Annotated in this window: 16 protein-coding genes; 8 read left to right on the top strand and 8 right to left on the bottom strand. The window is 62.1% G+C overall.

Translation table 11 applies throughout. The annotated features are described in order from the left end of the window. A partial coding sequence (locus A4A58_RS05590) for a transposase (protein WP_139069784.1) occupies positions 1-152 on the top strand: 152 nt, incomplete at its 5' end. 80 nt (positions 153-232) lie between these two features. Here A4A58_RS05590 and A4A58_RS05595 read toward each other — a convergent pair. Then, the gene (locus A4A58_RS05595) at positions 233-1,210 is read right to left on the bottom strand and encodes a DUF2336 domain-containing protein (protein WP_068730487.1); all 978 of its coding nucleotides are present in this window, start codon (positions 1,208-1,210) and stop codon (positions 233-235) included. Positions 1,211-1,315: 105 nt separating this feature from the next. After that, positions 1,316-2,293: a class I SAM-dependent methyltransferase gene (locus A4A58_RS05600; RefSeq protein WP_158005653.1), complete on the bottom strand. Its 978-nt coding sequence runs from the start codon at positions 2,291-2,293 to the stop codon at positions 1,316-1,318. 174 nt (positions 2,294-2,467) lie between these two features. Between A4A58_RS05600 and A4A58_RS05610 the strand changes: the two genes are divergently transcribed. Beyond that, complete coding sequence (locus A4A58_RS05610; protein ID WP_068730489.1) at positions 2,468-2,674, top strand: hypothetical protein; 207 nt, start codon at positions 2,468-2,470, stop codon at positions 2,672-2,674. A gap of 16 nt (positions 2,675-2,690) precedes the next feature. After that, positions 2,691-3,470 carry a hypothetical protein gene (locus tag A4A58_RS05615; RefSeq protein ID WP_068730490.1) on the top strand — a complete coding sequence of 260 codons (780 nt, stop codon included), beginning with the start codon at positions 2,691-2,693 and terminating at the stop codon, positions 3,468-3,470. Positions 3,471-3,488: 18 nt separating this feature from the next. On the opposite strand, the gene A4A58_RS05620 is transcribed toward A4A58_RS05615, so the two are convergent. After that, positions 3,489-4,469 carry a sterol desaturase family protein gene (locus A4A58_RS05620; RefSeq protein ID WP_068730491.1) on the bottom strand — a complete coding sequence of 327 codons (981 nt, stop codon included), beginning with the start codon at positions 4,467-4,469 and terminating at the stop codon, positions 3,489-3,491. A gap of 134 nt (positions 4,470-4,603) precedes the next feature. Continuing rightward, complete coding sequence (locus A4A58_RS05625; RefSeq protein WP_081421745.1) at positions 4,604-5,422, bottom strand: outer membrane protein; 819 nt, start codon at positions 5,420-5,422, stop codon at positions 4,604-4,606. Between the two features lie 241 nt (positions 5,423-5,663). On the opposite strand from A4A58_RS05625, the gene A4A58_RS05630 reads away from it, so the two are divergent. Continuing rightward, complete coding sequence (locus tag A4A58_RS05630; RefSeq protein WP_068730715.1) at positions 5,664-6,797, top strand: helix-turn-helix transcriptional regulator; 1,134 nt, start codon at positions 5,664-5,666, stop codon at positions 6,795-6,797. A 22-nt stretch (positions 6,798-6,819) separates the two neighbouring features. Here the strand turns inward: A4A58_RS05630 and A4A58_RS05635 are convergent, their stop codons facing one another. From A4A58_RS05635 to A4A58_RS05645, 3 genes are read right to left on the bottom strand one after another with little or no spacing between them, the layout of a single operon-like run. Beyond that, positions 6,820-7,398, bottom strand: a complete 579-nt coding sequence (locus A4A58_RS05635) for a DUF1254 domain-containing protein (RefSeq protein WP_068730493.1) — start codon at positions 7,396-7,398, stop codon at positions 6,820-6,822. Further along, positions 7,395-7,973: a DUF1214 domain-containing protein gene (locus A4A58_RS05640; RefSeq protein ID WP_068730494.1), complete on the bottom strand. Its 579-nt coding sequence runs from the start codon at positions 7,971-7,973 to the stop codon at positions 7,395-7,397. Before A4A58_RS05640 ends, A4A58_RS05635 begins: the two co-directional genes overlap by 4 nt. A 24-nt stretch (positions 7,974-7,997) precedes the next feature. Then, a complete protein-coding gene (locus tag A4A58_RS05645; protein ID WP_068730716.1) occupies positions 7,998-10,286 on the bottom strand; it encodes a transglycosylase domain-containing protein in 2,289 nt (762 codons plus the stop codon). Positions 10,287-10,577: 291 nt separating this feature from the next. On the opposite strand from A4A58_RS05645, the gene A4A58_RS05650 reads away from it, so the two are divergent. The 3 genes from A4A58_RS05650 (at position 10,578) to A4A58_RS05660 (ending at position 13,822) form a co-directional block, all read left to right on the top strand. Then, positions 10,578-11,090, top strand: a complete 513-nt coding sequence (locus tag A4A58_RS05650) for a YcgN family cysteine cluster protein (protein WP_068730717.1) — start codon at positions 10,578-10,580, stop codon at positions 11,088-11,090. Between the two features lie 193 nt (positions 11,091-11,283). Further along, positions 11,284-12,897, top strand: coding sequence for an MDR family MFS transporter (locus A4A58_RS05655; RefSeq protein WP_068730495.1), 1,614 nt, complete (start codon positions 11,284-11,286; stop codon positions 12,895-12,897). A 313-nt stretch (positions 12,898-13,210) separates the two neighbouring features. After that, on the top strand, positions 13,211-13,822 hold the full coding sequence (locus tag A4A58_RS05660; protein WP_068730496.1) for an LpxA family transferase: 612 nt from the start codon (positions 13,211-13,213) through the stop codon (positions 13,820-13,822). Between the two features lie 77 nt (positions 13,823-13,899). Here the strand turns inward: A4A58_RS05660 and A4A58_RS05665 are convergent, their stop codons facing one another. Next, positions 13,900-15,387 (bottom strand): serine hydrolase, encoded by a 1,488-nt coding sequence (locus A4A58_RS05665; RefSeq protein ID WP_068730497.1) that lies wholly within the window; start codon positions 15,385-15,387, stop codon positions 13,900-13,902. 227 nt (positions 15,388-15,614) lie between these two features. On the opposite strand from A4A58_RS05665, the gene A4A58_RS05670 reads away from it, so the two are divergent. Continuing rightward, positions 15,615-15,779 (top strand): Flp family type IVb pilin, encoded by a 165-nt coding sequence (locus A4A58_RS05670; RefSeq protein ID WP_068730498.1) that lies wholly within the window; start codon positions 15,615-15,617, stop codon positions 15,777-15,779. Positions 15,780-15,930 lie beyond the last annotated feature (151 nt).

Consider the following 15,930-nt stretch of genomic DNA (forward strand, 5'->3'; position numbering starts at 1 on the left):
ACGACGCCAACGCCTACAAGCAGCGCAATCGGATCGAGCGCTGCTTCTGTCGTCTCAAGCACTTCCGGCGCTTCGCCACACGCTATGACCGACGAACTTCTCACTTCGCCGGCTTTATCCACCTCGCTGCAGCGATGATCTGGAGCCAATGAATGTCGATCCGTCCTAGAGCCTTTCTTTATCGGAGCATGATCCGATCCGAAAACCGGCATCCACTTTTCGGGATCATGCTCTAGCGCCCCGACGAATTCCGCGTCACGCGCGTGATATCCTCGCCTGGCTGAACGCTCGGCCGTGCCTGTGGCACGCTTGGCCGCGCGCGCTGCCGCTCATCATCATAGAGCGCGGGGCGGAACTTGGCGCGCGTCGCTGCCATATGCGCGCCGCGCCAGGCGGCCACCATGATCAGTGCCGAGCGCTCGCTCAGCACGTCATACATGCGCGCGATCCGGTAGACATTGGTCACGGACGTGCCGAATTCCGGATTGAGGAACAGCAACACGCGCTGGAAGATGTCGCTCCGCATGCCGAGCGCCTTGGCGCAGCAGGCGAGGGGCTCGCCGCCGGGGTCGCTCACGACCTGCTCGGCAATGGCGGCAGGCAGCATCAAGGCTTCGCTCAGCTCGCGCGCAAAGTTGTCGCGGTCTTCGGCGAAGGCGGCCATTTCAAGAATGTGCATGGCGCGTGCGGCGCGCGCTTGCGGAATCCGGGCGGAGGATCGCAGCGGCGTTTCGGCGAGATTATGCAGGATCTGCGCACGCTCGCTGCTTGATGCGGCAAAGAACAGCGTGCTGATCTCGGACGCGTCCCTGGGTGCCATGGCCATATTGGCGGCGACACGCATCTGCGCTTCGCTCGGCTGCTTCACGGTCGGCGCAAGAGATTCTGCGGCGGAAATGGGCTGCGCGAGCGGCACCGATTGGCCGGGTTCGGTCGGGCGCAGATTGAGCCGATTAAGGATCGCGCGCGGGGTGTTCGGATAGATCGACAGCCGCGCGCGCACCGCGGCGCGGGTGGCGTCGTCGACCTGATCGATCAGGCGCGCGGTGAGTTCGACGAACTGCTTCTCTTCGTCGATCGTATGGTTCGGTGCCTGGACATAAAGATCCGTCAGCACGCGCAACAGGGTCGGTCGCACGTCCACACCTTCGCGACGCGAGAGCGTCAGCAATCCGTCAAAGCCCGGAAACATAGGAGGTGAGGCAGGCATGGCATACGCTTACTAAGGGAACCTTGCCTCAAATTATCGCGGACGCATTAATATGTGTTTAACCATGGGCCGCTGGCCGAGCAGATCCGATTCCGACGAGTCGCTTCAGGCCTGAGCGTTGTAATATTGCGGCATCTCGCGCGGCCTGATGGCCCGTTCGGCCCGGCGGCCCATGAAATACACGCCTGACGCCGCGTCGGCGCGGGCACGCGAGCGGCCGAGGCGATCGAAGTAGCGCAGCCAGAAGAATGGCAGGGTGAAGAGGCGCGAGAATTTGTCGCCGGCGCCCAGCGTGCGTGAAAAATACCGGATCGACCAGAGCAGGCCGATACCGGCGCCATTGACGGCTCCGGCATCGATCTCGGTGAATTTCTTGAACAGCCAGCGATGTCCGCTTTGCGTGAAGCGCGAGAAGTCATAGGCGCGTTCGTGCACCTGCTGCATGAAGGGCGTCTCGGCATAGACAATGCCGTTCTGGCGCAGCACCCGATGGATTTCGGCCGCGACGGTGGCCGGCTCCAGAACGTGTTCGAGCACAGCCTGAATCCAGACGCCGTCAAAGGTCGCGTCCTCGAATGGCAGCTTGTGCGCATCAGCGACCAGCGCGGTGTTGTCGGTGGAGAACACGTCGGTTCCGACGACTTCGACATCCGGATCATCGTAGAGGCAGTCCGCACCGGAGCCGACGGTGCCACCGCCGACAACGAGCACGACGGGTCTCGCAGTCTCCTGCTTGAGAAGGTCGAGGAATTTCTCGCAGTTTTTGGCCGCGACAGGATTTTCACCAAACGTGAAGCGATGCAGGCGCGTACCGATCGATTGGCCGGCGACATCCCGCGGCATCACCGAGCCATTGTCGCGATGATACAGGCGGCGGTCGAACACGCTGGACTCGAAGTCAATGAGTACCGGCTGCCCATCGACAACCGGGAATCCGGCGTCGCTGTAGTCACAATTGTAGTTCACGCAAGACGGCTTGGTCTGAATGTCGGAGATCGACGAGCCGCAGCGCGGACAGCGCATGCGGAATTTCCAGTCCGTAGAATGGGAGCATTCCATCAGGGTTCCAACGATGTCGCTCATGAAAAAATGCGTCCCTATATCATTCCACTTTTGGTCGATGCTGCGACGCCCAATCATGTTCCTCAAGGCGGCCAGCATATGGCGGCATGGCGGCGTTAACATGCTGTTAACCATGACTGTCCTTAATGACGGTGCGTCGGCAAAACGGGCGAAGCGGCGCGGAGAGACTGGATAATGAGCACCATCATCAAGTTCCCGGCGGATGCGGCAGCGCGCAGGCTGGGTGTGAATGTGGCGCCGTCTCCCCGCGAAACCTCCGCAGAAATCCTGATCCTGCCGGTGATTCGAATCGAGCGTCAGATCGACGACAGCAATGGTGGCAGCGGCCCGGAAGAGGGCACTGCGCCGGGACGCCGCCGCAAGCGCCGCGCCCGTTCCTGATCCAGGATCCAGCACCATGTCGGCGATATCCCAACCGAACCGGATACGGCTTCGGCGCCTGACTCCATCCCTGACAGTCGTCACCTTGATCGGCTGTGCGCTCGGCGGCTGCGCCGGCGGCGATTTCGGCCGCACCCGCAACAATGCGGTGACCGACGATATGCATCGCTGGATCGGCGTCGAGGCCACTGGCAGCGTCGGCCTGAAGTCGTCGGAATTCCAGCTCACCGATCTCGAGCGCCAGTTGCGCGATCTCGCTTATCCGCTGATCGAGCCGCCGCATTCGCGCCCCCTGTGGAAGAGCGTGTTCGGTGACTACAAGCCGATCGCATCGCCATGGCGGCAGAACGTCACCTACGATCGCACGGCCTATGGCCGGCTCCTGATCGACGAGCCGCATCGCTCGCATACGTCCCGCTACAGCGTGCTGATGGACGACGCGCGCGACGACATCCTGCGCTTCGAGGCCTTCTATTCGACGGCTGCGAAAGTCATCGAACTCGATCGCAAACGCAATGCCAGCCTGAAACTGGTGTCGGCGCTGGAGCCGAAGGAGCGTGCCGACGCCATCGCACGCATGGATGAGAACGCGCTGATCGTGCAATGGGTCGAGCAATGTCTGCAGCGCCGGGTGTCGTCCTATAAGTGGGCGCTGGAACGCATGGTGATCCACGCCCCCGATGGCATGGCATCGGGGGCCGATATGCTGATCGGCGAATTGGCGGCGCAGACCACGGCCATGGCCGGCAGCCTCACGCCGGTTCGCCCCGGCAAGGTGCTCCAGGTCGGCGGATAGCTGGACGTGTAGGGTTGATTACGCTTCGCTAATCCGCGCTACGGCGTCGGACGTTTCCACTGGCTTCACCTGATCGTCCGGCACGGTCTGGCGGCCAAGAATCTGCCGCGCGCCCTTGCGCGAAAATGGCTGCGCGATCTGTCCCAGAAAATCCGATGCAACCTTGCCGCTGATGCCGAGCCGGTCCGGCGACGCCTTGGCGGGATTGAGATAGGTGCCGAACACATGGTCCCACACCATGATGTTCTCGCAATAATTGCTGTTGCCTTCCTTCAGCGTCTTTGAATGATGCCAGCGATGCAGTTTTGGCGTCGCAAAGATCGGATCGAACAGCGCCGTGCGCGTCTCCACATTGCAATGGGTGAGCAGGCCCGTGATGGCCGTCACCGCGCCGACCCACAGGAAGACCGGCAGCGGCGCATCGAGCAGGTAGAGCGGCGCCTGGCTGAGCGCCATCTTGATCAGCGAGTCGATCACGTGGAAGCGTCCGGTATTCACCACCCAGAGCCGGACCACGCTGTGATGAAGCGCATGAAAGCGCCAGAAGAACAGGTTTTCATGCGCGATCCGGTGTGACCAGTAGAGGCCGAATTCGGCAATCACCAGCGCGAGCACGACCTGCGCGATCAGCGGCCACTGTGTGGGCCACAGATGCGAGGCGTGATCGTCCGCGCGCGTCAGGGTCGCCATCGCCATCGGAGCGATCGCGGTGGCGGCGACAGCCAGTTGCGCCGTGCCCTTGGTCAGCAGCGTATGCCCGATGTCATTCAGCGTTTCGCCATCATGCTGCAGCCATTCCTCACGATGCGGCATCAGCCGTTCGAGGGCGACGATGGCGAGAAACAGCGCGGCATAGACGATATTGAACCAGAACAGCGGCGCAGCGCTGGCGAAGGCCATGCCGGCACCGAGCAGCGCCCCGAAATACAGCAGCGGCCACCAGATCAGGGACAGGAAATAGCTGGCGGCCGTATCGGACGGCTCTTGGTCGTGTTGCATGGAGGCCCCGCATTCGCGCCGATTCGTGGGTCGGCGATGGATGCGGAGCTTCGCTGCGGGAGATTGCAGGCAGATTACGCCAGAGGGCTCCCTGGACGTTTTCCATGCGCAATAACGTCACGGCCGAGGTCGCCTTACAGCTGATAATTCACGCCGATGCGGACGATATTGCCGGTGATGTCCGAATCGACACCAATCATTTTTGTCCCCCGCCAAAAGGTGTTGCTGGTCAGCGTGGTCGCCGTATTGCCGATGGTCCCGAGATTGAAATGCAGATACTCGATCTTCGCCGTCCAGTTCGATGCAATCTTCGTTTCCAGGCCGCCGCCGATCGTCCAGCCGACCAGCGTCTCTGACGCGGTGCCGGTGGAGCAGAGAACGTTTCTGGCACAGGGTTGTGTCGGTTCTGGCACAATACCGGTCGAGACCTTGGCCTGTCCGTAAGCGAGACCACCGGTAGCAAATAGCAGCGTATCCGGTGTTGCCAGATAGCCCAGTCGCGCGCGTGCCGTGCCGAACCATGACAACTCGGTCGTGTGGCTGGTCAGGGTTGCGGGATTGGCACCGATTTCCGGCGCGTCGTAGGTGGCAGTGCTGGCCGACCTGGCATAGGAGAAGTCGGCTTCGAGGCCGGTGACCCATTGGCCGAATTGCCAGTTGTAGCCAATTTCGCCGCCGCCGATGGCACCGCTGAGGCGTGAATCAAGCGCGCGCGGCATCGAACCTTGTGACTGGAAAAAGGGAATGAAGACCGTGTCGATCGCCGAAATGCTCGAAGCGCTTTCGGCCCAGCGATAGCCGACGGTGCCGCCGATATAGGCGCCGGCCCAGCCTGGCAGTGGAGCAGGCGCCGCTTTGTAATGCGGTTGAGCGAGATTGTCTGCGGACAACGCCGGAGTTGATGCCAACAGAACGCAACCAATTACGCAGACGAATTTCGCAGATGTCGACATCAAGCTCTCCAGATACGTCGGGGCGTGAATTCCAGATACGAAAGCCCTCACGCAGCAGGTCTTTCGGCAGGCGCATCCGGATCACCCGGAGTCGCCGTCGCCACTGCTACGCGTGGCGGAATTCCGTGTCGTCACCCCGAAGTATGATGTGGTAAAATATGCTGCGTGTGCGCGTCCGGAAATTGACTTCGATCTCGCCCTGCCACACCAGAGCGCGCGCAATCACGGATTTGGAATGTTCATGGACGTTGTCGACAATGACGTACTCTCTTCAATCATCGGAGATATCTACGACTGCGTTCTGAACCGTGAGGGATGGTCGAGTGTTCTCACCCGCATCACGCAGACGATGGATGCGGCCTACACCACGATTGCGCTGGCTGGCACGTCGGACAATCACGGCCGGTTTGCTGCCCAGTCGCCCTGGGATGCCGAGCGCATGCGCGCGCTGCAGGACTACAGTTTCGATGCTATTCCGGGCCTGAAAGCTGCGGTGGTCGGCGATATCGATACGCCTGTATCGACGCTCTCGCTGATGCCCGAAAGTGAATTGCAGCAGACCGCGTTCTTTCGCAATTGGGCCGAACCGCAGGGATTGCGCGAAGGATGCATTGTCAAATTCGTTCATACGCCGGATCGCATCGGTCTGCTCGGCTGCACCACCTGGGCGGACAAGGCTGCCGTATCTGCCGAGGATCAACGGTTTCTGACCTTGCTGTCTCCGCATTTGCGCAGGGCGGCGATGATCAGCGACCTGCTCGATGACGTGCGCGTGACGGCGCATCTGTTTCGCGAATCCCTCGAGAACCTTGCTGTGCCCGTCGTGCTGACCGACGCGGTCGGATCGGTGCTCCATGCCAATGCAAGTGCCGAACGCATGTTTGCAACGGATGGTCCGATCCTGCGTCAGGGGCGAACCATTCAGGCGCAGAACGCATTGATGGGCGATGCCTTGTTGCAGGCGATCGCAAGCGCTGCATCTGACCTCTCGCTCGGCGGCAAAGGCATTGGCTTGCCAGTGTCGGCGGCAGGGCAACCGCCCGCTGTCGCCTATGTCTTGCCTTTGACTGATGGTACGGCGCGCGCCGCTTTCCGCCCCGCATGTGCGGCCGTCTTCGTCTCGACAACGACCTCGGCCTCTCCAATGCCGGAGGCCGTGTTGACGACGCTGTTCGAGCTCACGCCCGCCGAAGCGCGCGTGCTCGTGAGCGCCGGAAAGGGGCTCAACCCGTCCCAGACTGCTACTTTGCTTGGGATCTCAGAGAATACGCTGAAGACACATCTCAACCGGATCTACGCCAAGACCGGCAGGTCACGGCAGGCTGATCTCGTGAAGCTCGTGGCGGATATCGGCACGCCGCTGGCAACGGGATAGCTGATGGCGCGATAGCGAGCGCTCAGCGCTTGCCCTTCACCGGCGCAGCCGGCGGATCGGTCTGCACCCGACAATTCGATGCGGCGAGGGATGCCTGGGCCTGAATCATCAGGCCGGGTTCGGCGGCGAGCGCCTTCAGCACGATCAGGCCGGTCGCGGTCGGCGAGTCGATGATGAGGCGGTCGGCGGACGTGACGTCCTCTTCCTCGGGCAGCGCTTCGTGCTGCGCCTCGGTCATCAGATCGAGCTCGATGACGCGGCGGCCGGCGGAGCGGTCGTTGATCGCGTAGTAAGCGACGTCGCTGCGGGTGTAGAACGACACCGATGTGTAGGACTGGCTGACCGGCACGGTGAGCTTGATCGGTCCTTTGGCCAGATCGTAGCGGCAGACGGCCATGGCGAAGGCCGGGTCCATGAACGGCAACAGCGCATTGGCCGGCTCGGTCTGCGGCAGCGGCGACACCGTATTCTCCTTGGTGACCGAGGAGAGCCGCGAATAGGCGTCTTGCGTTGCGATGCGCGGTAGTGCCAGCACGCTGACAAGATGCACGATGCCGCCAAGCACGACACCGCCGATGAGCGCGAACATCAGCCGGATCATGGGCAGCTCACCGTGGCGATGGCGGGCATAGGCGCGTCTTTCTGCGTTCGGGTGGCAACGCCAACCGGCGTATCGTACAGCCGCAGCATCAACACATAGCGTTCCAGCGCGCTGGTCGGCAGCCAGTTGCCGGCGCGCGAGCGTGCAGCGATGCGGATCTCGAACGCGCCGTCGGCATTGCGCACCACTTCCTGGCTGGTGAAGCCGTAGCGCTGCAATGTGTTGGGCACCAGACGGCCCTTGGTGTCATAGAGTGAGAGCGTCCAGAAGCGCGCCGCCGGTGTCACGCCTGACACGACGATATCGCAGCGACCGTCCAGCGGCTTTTTCTTGTCGTCGGTGGTGGCAGTGAAGGTGACGCCGTCGCCGGTGCCGATCGGCAATTCGCCCGATCGTGCAATGGACGCACGCGCATAGGGATCGATCTCGCTGGTGCCGGTGCGCGGGCGCGCAGTCCATGCACCGATCGTGAGTGTGCCAAGGTCTGTGCCGCGGGTCGCGGTGGTCCAGGTCAGACCGAGACCGACAGCAGTGGCGATCGCGAGCGCCAGGAGCGTGAGGAAGATCAGCCGCACGTGCGCACCGTCATGATAGCAGCTTCAGTTCTTGCGCGACGCGGGGGCGGTTGCGGATGTGGTCGTTTTGGCATCCGGTGCATCATTCGCCGACGCGTAGCTCTCGGGGAAGGCCAGCGTGGAGGAGGCGCGGGGCTTCAACGGTTCGTTGGATGATGTGCGGCCGGCGGTCTTGCCGGCGTCGTCGAGCAGCTTCTCGACACGCAGCAGGACGTCGGCGCCGCGGCGCGTCAGCACCGGCGGCGGGCCGGGCTTGGCGTCCTGCGCGTTGGCCGCCATGACGGATGAGGCGGCTGCAGCAGGATTCTTGGTACCCGCGCCGACGCCCGGGATTTCCTTGATCTCGATACCCTGATGGGCGGCGACCATGATGTCGTGCCATGTCTGCGCCGGCAGCGAGCCGCCGGTCATGCGGTTGGTCGGCGAGTAGTCGTCATTGCCGTACCAGACCGCGCAGCTGAAGTTGCCGGTGTAGCCGACGAACCAGGCGTCGCGATACGCATTGGTGGTGCCGGTCTTGCCTGCGGTCGGGATGCCGTCCAGCGCGGCGCGGCGCGCGGTGCCCTCGCTGACCACGTGGCTCATCATGCCGGCCATATCGGCGGCGACGGAGGCGGGGATCGCCTGCAACTGTTTCGGACCGTCGCGATCGAACCGCCAGACGAGGTCGCCTGCGCCGGTGCGCACTTCCAGCACCGCATGCGGCTTCGCCGAGCGACCCTTGTTCGGGAAGGTCGCATAGGCAACGGCGTGTTCAAGCACCGTCACTTCGGTGGAGCCGATCGGCAGCGACGGCGTATCGAGCAGCGGCGCCTTGATGCCGAAGCGGCGCGCGGTCTCGACGATCTTGGCGCGGCCGGCCTTGGCCGGATTCTGCGCGCCCTTGCCGAGCGCGATCGAGATCTTCACCGGCACGACGTTGATCGAACGGGTGATCGCCTGCGTCAGGGTCACGTTGCCGGAATAGGAGTGGCCGTAGTTCTGCGGGCACCAGTTGCCGATACAGACCGGGCCGTCGAGGATGATCGAGGTCGGCTTGTAACCGTTGAGCAACGCCGTCGTGTAGACATAGGGCTTGAACGAGGAACCGGGCTGGCGCATCGCGTCCACCGCTCGGTTGAACTGGCTTGCGCCATAGTCGCGGCCGCCCACCATGGCGCGGACGCCGCCTTCGAGGTCCGACACCACGGTGGCGGCCTGCGTCGCATGATAGTCGCGGCCGAACTGGCGCAACTGGTTTTCGACGGCGGCTTCGGCGGCGCGCTGCACATTCATGTCGATGGCGGTGCGGACCACGAACACGCGTTCGACATAGGATTTCGGGAATGTATCGACGAGCTTGCGCATCTCATCGAATGCCCAGTCGAGATAGTAGTTCGGCGAGATTTCCTGACGACGATCGACGGCGACGGCGGGATTGCGCCGGGCGCCGAACACCTGGCCTTCGGTCATGAAGCCGGCATCGACGAGGTTGTCGAGCACCACGTTGGCGCGGGCGCGCGCGGCGGGCAGGTTGATATGCGGCGCGTATTTGGTCGGGGCCTTGAATAGGCCGGCGAGCATCGCGGCTTCCGCGAGGTTCACGTCGCGCGCGGATTTGTTGAAATAGAAATGCGCGGCGCCGTCGACGCCGAAAGTGCCGCCGCCCATGTAAGCGCGGTCGAGATAGAGCTTCAGAATTTCGTTCTTGGTCAGGCGGGTTTCCAGCCAGATCGCCAGGAACGCTTCGTTGACCTTGCGCTCGATGGTGCGCTCGTTGGACAGGAACAGATTTTTCGCGAGCTGCTGCGTCAGCGACGAACCGCCCTGGCGCACGCCGCCGGCCTGCGCGTTGGTGACCAGCGCACGCGCGGTGCCGGCGATGTCGATGCCGAAGTGATCGTAGAAGCGGCGGTCCTCGGTGGCGAGGGTAGCCTTGATCAGATTGTCCGGGAAATCTTCCAGCGGAATGGAGTCGTTGTGCTTGATGCCGCGGCTGCCGATTGGATTGCCGTAGCGATCCAAAAACGTCACTGCGAGATCGGACTTCTTCAGCCAGTCTTCGTCGGCAGTTTCGCGAAACGCCGGCTGCGCCAAAGCGAGCATCAGGATCAGGCCGCCGAGGCCGATGGTGGCCATTTCCGACAGCGGCTCAATGAACACCCAGCGCTTCCAGCGACCGACATAGAAGCGGTCCATGAAGGTGGAGTAGCGCTCCCACAGTTCGCGGGTGCCGCGGCCGGATGAGAACAGGCCGGAATCGATACGCGCATCCAGATCCAGCAGGAAATGCCGGAACTTGGTCTTCCAACGGGATGGCACGATCTGAGGCACAGGGGCCCTTGGTTTGTTGCAGCGCTCGCGTGCACCCACCGGCACCGCGCGGACGTCATGCTGAAATAATGCGGCAACCCGGCGGCAGGTTTGCGGCCGCCGGAGAGTCGTTCAAGTTCTAGCCGAGCAGGGCGGATAAACCAATGGCATTGCTTATCATTTGCACGACAGAGCTAACAGCTTGCCGGTTTTGCCCTTGTTTGCGAGCCGGCCGACACGATGTTGCTTGCAGAGCCTGCACCGCAACTCCTAGAAGTGCGTTTCGCCGCAACCTGGATCGATTCAAATCGCATGACCGCGCGTCCCCCGCGTCCTTCCGCACAGGAGGGAATGTTCTGGAAAACCAAGACGTTGGAAGAGATGTCCGGCGCCGAGTGGGAAAGCCTGTGCGACGGCTGCGGACGCTGCTGCCTGGAGAAGCTGGAAGACGAGGATACCGGCAAGATCTATTACACCCATGTGTCCTGCCGATTGCTCGATGCGGGTCTTTGCGCCTGCAAGGATTATCCGAACCGCTCCGACCATGTTCCCGATTGCGTGCGGCTGACCCCCGACAATGTCCGCACGCTGAGCTGGCTGCCGCCGAGCTGCGGCTACAAGCTCGCGGCCGAGGGGCGCGATCTCTACTGGTGGCATCCGCTGATCTCGGGCAGCGCCGACACCGTCCATGAAGCCGGCGTATCGGTCCGCGGGCGGGTCGAGGGCAGCGAGGACACGATCTCCGACGACGAGTTGCAGGATCACATCGTGACCTGGCCGGCGCTGCTGCCGCGCAAGGCGAAGCTGAAGAAGCGGCCGGCGTAGAATCCGCGGCGCGCGGTGTTCGATCACGCGCATATGACGGTCAGATGATCGCCGCGGGACGCTCCCATGCAAGGAAACAACTGTTGCTGCACGGGGCGGGGGAATAGATTTCTTCCAAAGAGAGTCTGCGCGCGGGAGTTGGCGCCGATCCGGCTCTCCGGTTACCTCCCAAGCCCTTTGAATCCGAAGTTTCATGAACAAGATCGAACGACAGAGCCGGTCAGCGGCCGATGATCAGGTATTGCCCGGGGAAATCCCGTCGGATGCGGTCCTGTCGGATGAGCTCGCGCAGGAACTGTCGCGGATCCCCACCGAAGTGATCGAACCCGGCGATGCGCCGCTCCTCGTGAAGGCGCCGCTGACCCCCGCCGAAGTCCGCACCATCCTGATGAGCCTGCTGCTGACCATGTTCCTGGCGGCGCTCGACCAGACCATCGTCGCCACCGCGCTGCCGACCATCGGCCGGCAATTCGCCGATGTGAACAATCTGTCCTGGGTCATCACCGCCTATCTGCTGGCATCGACCGCGGTGGCACCGGTGTTCGGCACGCTCAGCGATATCTATGGCCGCCGCGCGATGATCATCACCGCGATGGCGCTGTTCATGGTCGGCTCGATCATGTGCGCATTGGCGCCGAACATGATCGTGCTGATCATCGCGCGCGCTTTGCAGGGCCTCGGCGGCGGCGGCATTTTGCCGATCGTGCAGGTGGTGATTTCCGACGTGGTGTCGCCGCGTGAGCGCGGCCAGTATCAGGCTTATTTCAGTGGCGTGTGGGTGGCGGCCGGCATCGGCGGCCCGATCATCGGCGGGCTGTTCGCCGAACATCTGCACTGGTCGATGATCTTCTGGATCAACATTCCGCTCGGCGTGGGATCGCTGGCGCTGTTGCTGCCGAAGATGAAGAAGCTTCCCGTGTTCCATCGCCGCCGCAAGGTCGACTGGCTCGGCGGCGTGCTGCTGATGGCCTCGGCCGTTGTCTTCATGCTGGTGCTGACATGGGGCGGCACCAAATTCTCGTGGGCATCGCCGACCATCGTCGCGATGATCGGCGCAGCGGCGGTGATGGCGTTCGCCTTCATCTGGCACGCGATCCATCACGACGAGCCGTTCCTGCCGTTGCCACTGATGTCGGGCTCGGTGGTACCTTTCGCGATGGCCGCCGGCGGCTGCGCGATGGGCGCGATGCTCGGGCTCACCGTGCATATGCCGCTCTATTACGAAGTCGTCTACGGCCTGACGGCAGGCGAGGCCGGCGTCGCGCTGATCCCGATCGCGGCGGTGTCGGTCGGGGGCGCCGCCTTTGCCGGCCACATGATGACCAAGGCGAAACACTACAAGCGCGTGGCGATCGCCGGCACCGCCATGTCGGCGCTGATGGGCCTGCTGCTGGCGCTGATGACGCCGCTGCCGCTGTGGGCGCTGCTGACGATGCTTGGCCTGTTCTCCATCGGGCTTGGCACGGTGTTTCCCGTCAGCCTCGTCTCGATCCAGAACGCCGTGCCGCGACCACAGATCGGCACTGCCACCGGCGCGATGAACTTCTTCCGCGCGCTGATGGCGTCGTTCACCGTTGCCGCCTTCACCACCATTCTTCTGATGGCTCTGGGCACGGACATCTCGATATCAGGCGAACATGCCGCCAGCACGCATCCGATCGCGGCCAGCGATATGGTCAGCGCCTTCCGCTACGTGTTCGAAGCTGCGGCCGCCCTGCTGGCGCTGTCGACGCTGTTCCTGCTGCTGATGGAAGAACGCCCGCTGGCAGGACCGGCAAAAGCGAAGCCGTCACTGGTTTCGGAATAGGGCGACTAGCAAGTAGCCCGCATGAGCGCAGCGATATGCGGGAGCTGTCCCCGGATGTCGCTGCGCTCATCCGGGCTACGCTTCCTGGGCAGAAAAATTGGAGCTGCAGCACCGTCGTGGCGAGCTGCTGAATCACGTCAACGGCAATACCATCAAGCCGCAATAGCTGCCCCCAATGCTTTGTCTGCCTTCGGCGGCACAGCGAACATGCGCTGGGTTGTCCCTGCAGTGAATGACCCGAATGGAACCTTGGCTTCGTTTAGGTTCCGATGCACAATTCAGGACTTTCTGTAAGCGCAAGATATGAGGGCGAATGCCATTTCTCACCGAACATATAACCGCATTTTCTGACTCGCCACTCGCCGCGCTGACTGAAAAGACGCCTTGGGCGCTTACAACAAACTCTGTCTTGGCAGTTCGACGTCTTTTGAGTGGGATTAGCGAAGATTTTCGCATTTCGGGGGACGTCGCGGTTCATCCCACAGCGACGGTGGAAGCTGGCGCGCTAATTAAGGCGCCAGCGATTATCGGACCGGGGTGTTTCATAGCCGCCGGCTCACTGATCCGTGGCGGGTGTTGGCTAGAAGAGAATTGTATCATCGGTCCGGGCTGCGAACTAAAATCCTCTTTTTTGTTTTCCGGATCGAAGTTGGCGCATTTCAATTTTGTCGGAGACAGCGTCGTTGGGGCGAGAGTGAATCTTGAGGCCGGCTCTATAGTCGCCAACTTTCGAAATGAGTTTGCCGATCCAAAGATTCTGATTTTGCATGCAGGGGAGATCGTCGACACCGGCGTGGACAAATTTGGCGCACTTATCGGGGACGACTGCAAGTTCGGTGCGAACGCCGTTATCGCTCCCGGAGCAATCTTTGAAAGGGGAGCAATCATTGCACGGTTGGCTTTGGTAGATCAGCGACCGAGATGATAGTTACGCCCGCTGGCCGGACCGGCAAAGGCAAAGCCGTCAGTGGTTTCGGAGTAAGGCGAAGCCGTCATCCGACTTCAGAAATGTTCCGCTGCCACGCGAGTGAAGGCGATGTCCTTAACCAGCGGGTCGAGCGGGACTGCCACGCTCGCAATATTCCCGTCTTCGCCGGTGGAAAATGAGAGGGAAAGCCGGCTCGGCAGTAGGCCGCTAGGTGACTCAGGTGCCTCGGGCAGCTCGAACGTGTCCGAGTCCCGATGCGCGAGCGGCTCCGACATGCCGCGAAACGCCCAATGCAATTTGCCTTCGGCATGCGTGATCGTCATGCGGCCATAGCCCGGATGCTTGTAGTTACCGGCATAATCCGCGAGGGCACGGTGCGGCTCGGTGGCCGGCGTCGGTGCGGCTTTCCCGGCCTGCAGCCAAGCCTCGTATTGCGTCACGAATTTGCGGCGTTGCTCGCGGAAGCGACCGAAGCAGGGTACCGGTTCCTTGCCGCAGACGCGGTCGAAGACATAATTCGCGAGGATGTGCGGAGCGAGTATCGGAGTCATGCCATTATTGACGAGCACTGCGACACCGACGCCCCGATCGGGCAACATCATCATCAGCGCGTTCGTGCCGGTGAAGCCGCCTCCGTGCCACACGACGCGCTCTCCGCGATACCAGTGCGAGCGGAAGCCGAAACCGTAATGCACATCGCTGTACTCGGCGAAGCCGGTTGCCCCGACATGCACGCGCGGCTTCTGGAGCTCCTGTATCAAGCCGGATGACAGAAGACGTTGTCCTTCAAACGCGCCCTGGCCGAGATGAAAACGAAGCCAGTTCGCGAAGCTTGTAATCGACGTGCTCATGCCGCCCGCAGCCGGCACGCTGATGGGCCAGAGTTTCGTGCGCTGACAAGTGTCTCCCATCATCCCGTAGGGCACGGCCGCGTCGGTGGCTGCGGCAAGCTCCTCCACAGTGAACGTCACCTTCATGTCCAGCTTGTCGGTCAGCGAGCGGGTGAATTCGGCCCAGGTCCGGCCACTGACGCGCTCGGCTACCATGCTCGCAATGAGGTAGCCGAGGTTTGAATACTGAAAGGCGCTGCGAATGTCGGCGCTCGGTTCGAGATAGCGCAGCGCTGCCAGCATTTGGGCGGGTGACAGATCGCCGGGCAGCCAGATCCAATCGTGACGTGGCAATCCGGAATGGTGGCACAGCAAGTCGCGCACCGTGACGCGGTCGCTCGCAACGGCGTCGTAGAGCCGGAATTCCGGGATGTATTCCCGCACTGGCTTCTTCCAGTCCATGCGTCGCTCGTCGACCAATAGAGCCAGGCCGGTAGCGGCGAACGACTTCGAGACCGACATGCTTTGAAACTGCGTGTCCGTCGTGACTTTCAGGCCGGCTTCGATATCGCGAAGGCCATAGGTCCCAATGAACGCAACCTCCAAGTCTTGCACGATAGCAACGGCGAGGCCCGGGACCTTCCACTCCTTCATGACCTCTACGACAAGATGTTCGAATTCAGGAATGAACGCCGCAACGGATTGGCTGCCTGCGACAGGTTCAGATGCCATTGGGACAAGCCTCGACACTTCTGGTTAAGCGCAAGCTGAAATGCAGACGATACCCGGCTCCACGATACTCCCAAGTCCCGCTGCTCCGGGCGAGCGCACACATAGTTACCGCATGATTAATTCATAATTGAGCCTGTTGGTGAACCTTCCTGCAACCTCTGCCGCTTAGGTTGAGTTCAGTTTTCAGGCGGCGTGGAAGAAATCCGCAGCCGTATCAGGAGGTTTCAGTGTTGCGTTTGATTGCGAAATTTATCGACGATGAGTCCGGTGCAACGGCCATCGAATATGCGCTGATCGCTGCCGGCATCAGCCTTGCGATCATCGTCGCCGTGCAGGGCCTTGGTACCACGCTGAACGGGCGCTACGCCGCCGTGAATACCTCGCTGAAATAGGGCAGCGAAGACCGGCCGGTGCCGGGCGCGCCGCCATTGCAATCGACAAAAGACATGGCTGTCTTGTCGAAACGCAATGTCGTGAATGTCCTATCGATTGCGATGCTGCACCCTATATGATCGTGCGCGGGCCTCGAGCCTGCGCATTTTC

It is taken from the genome of Tardiphaga robiniae (assembly GCF_001618955.1).
GTDB classification, from domain to species: domain Bacteria; phylum Pseudomonadota; class Alphaproteobacteria; order Rhizobiales; family Xanthobacteraceae; genus Tardiphaga; species Tardiphaga robiniae_A.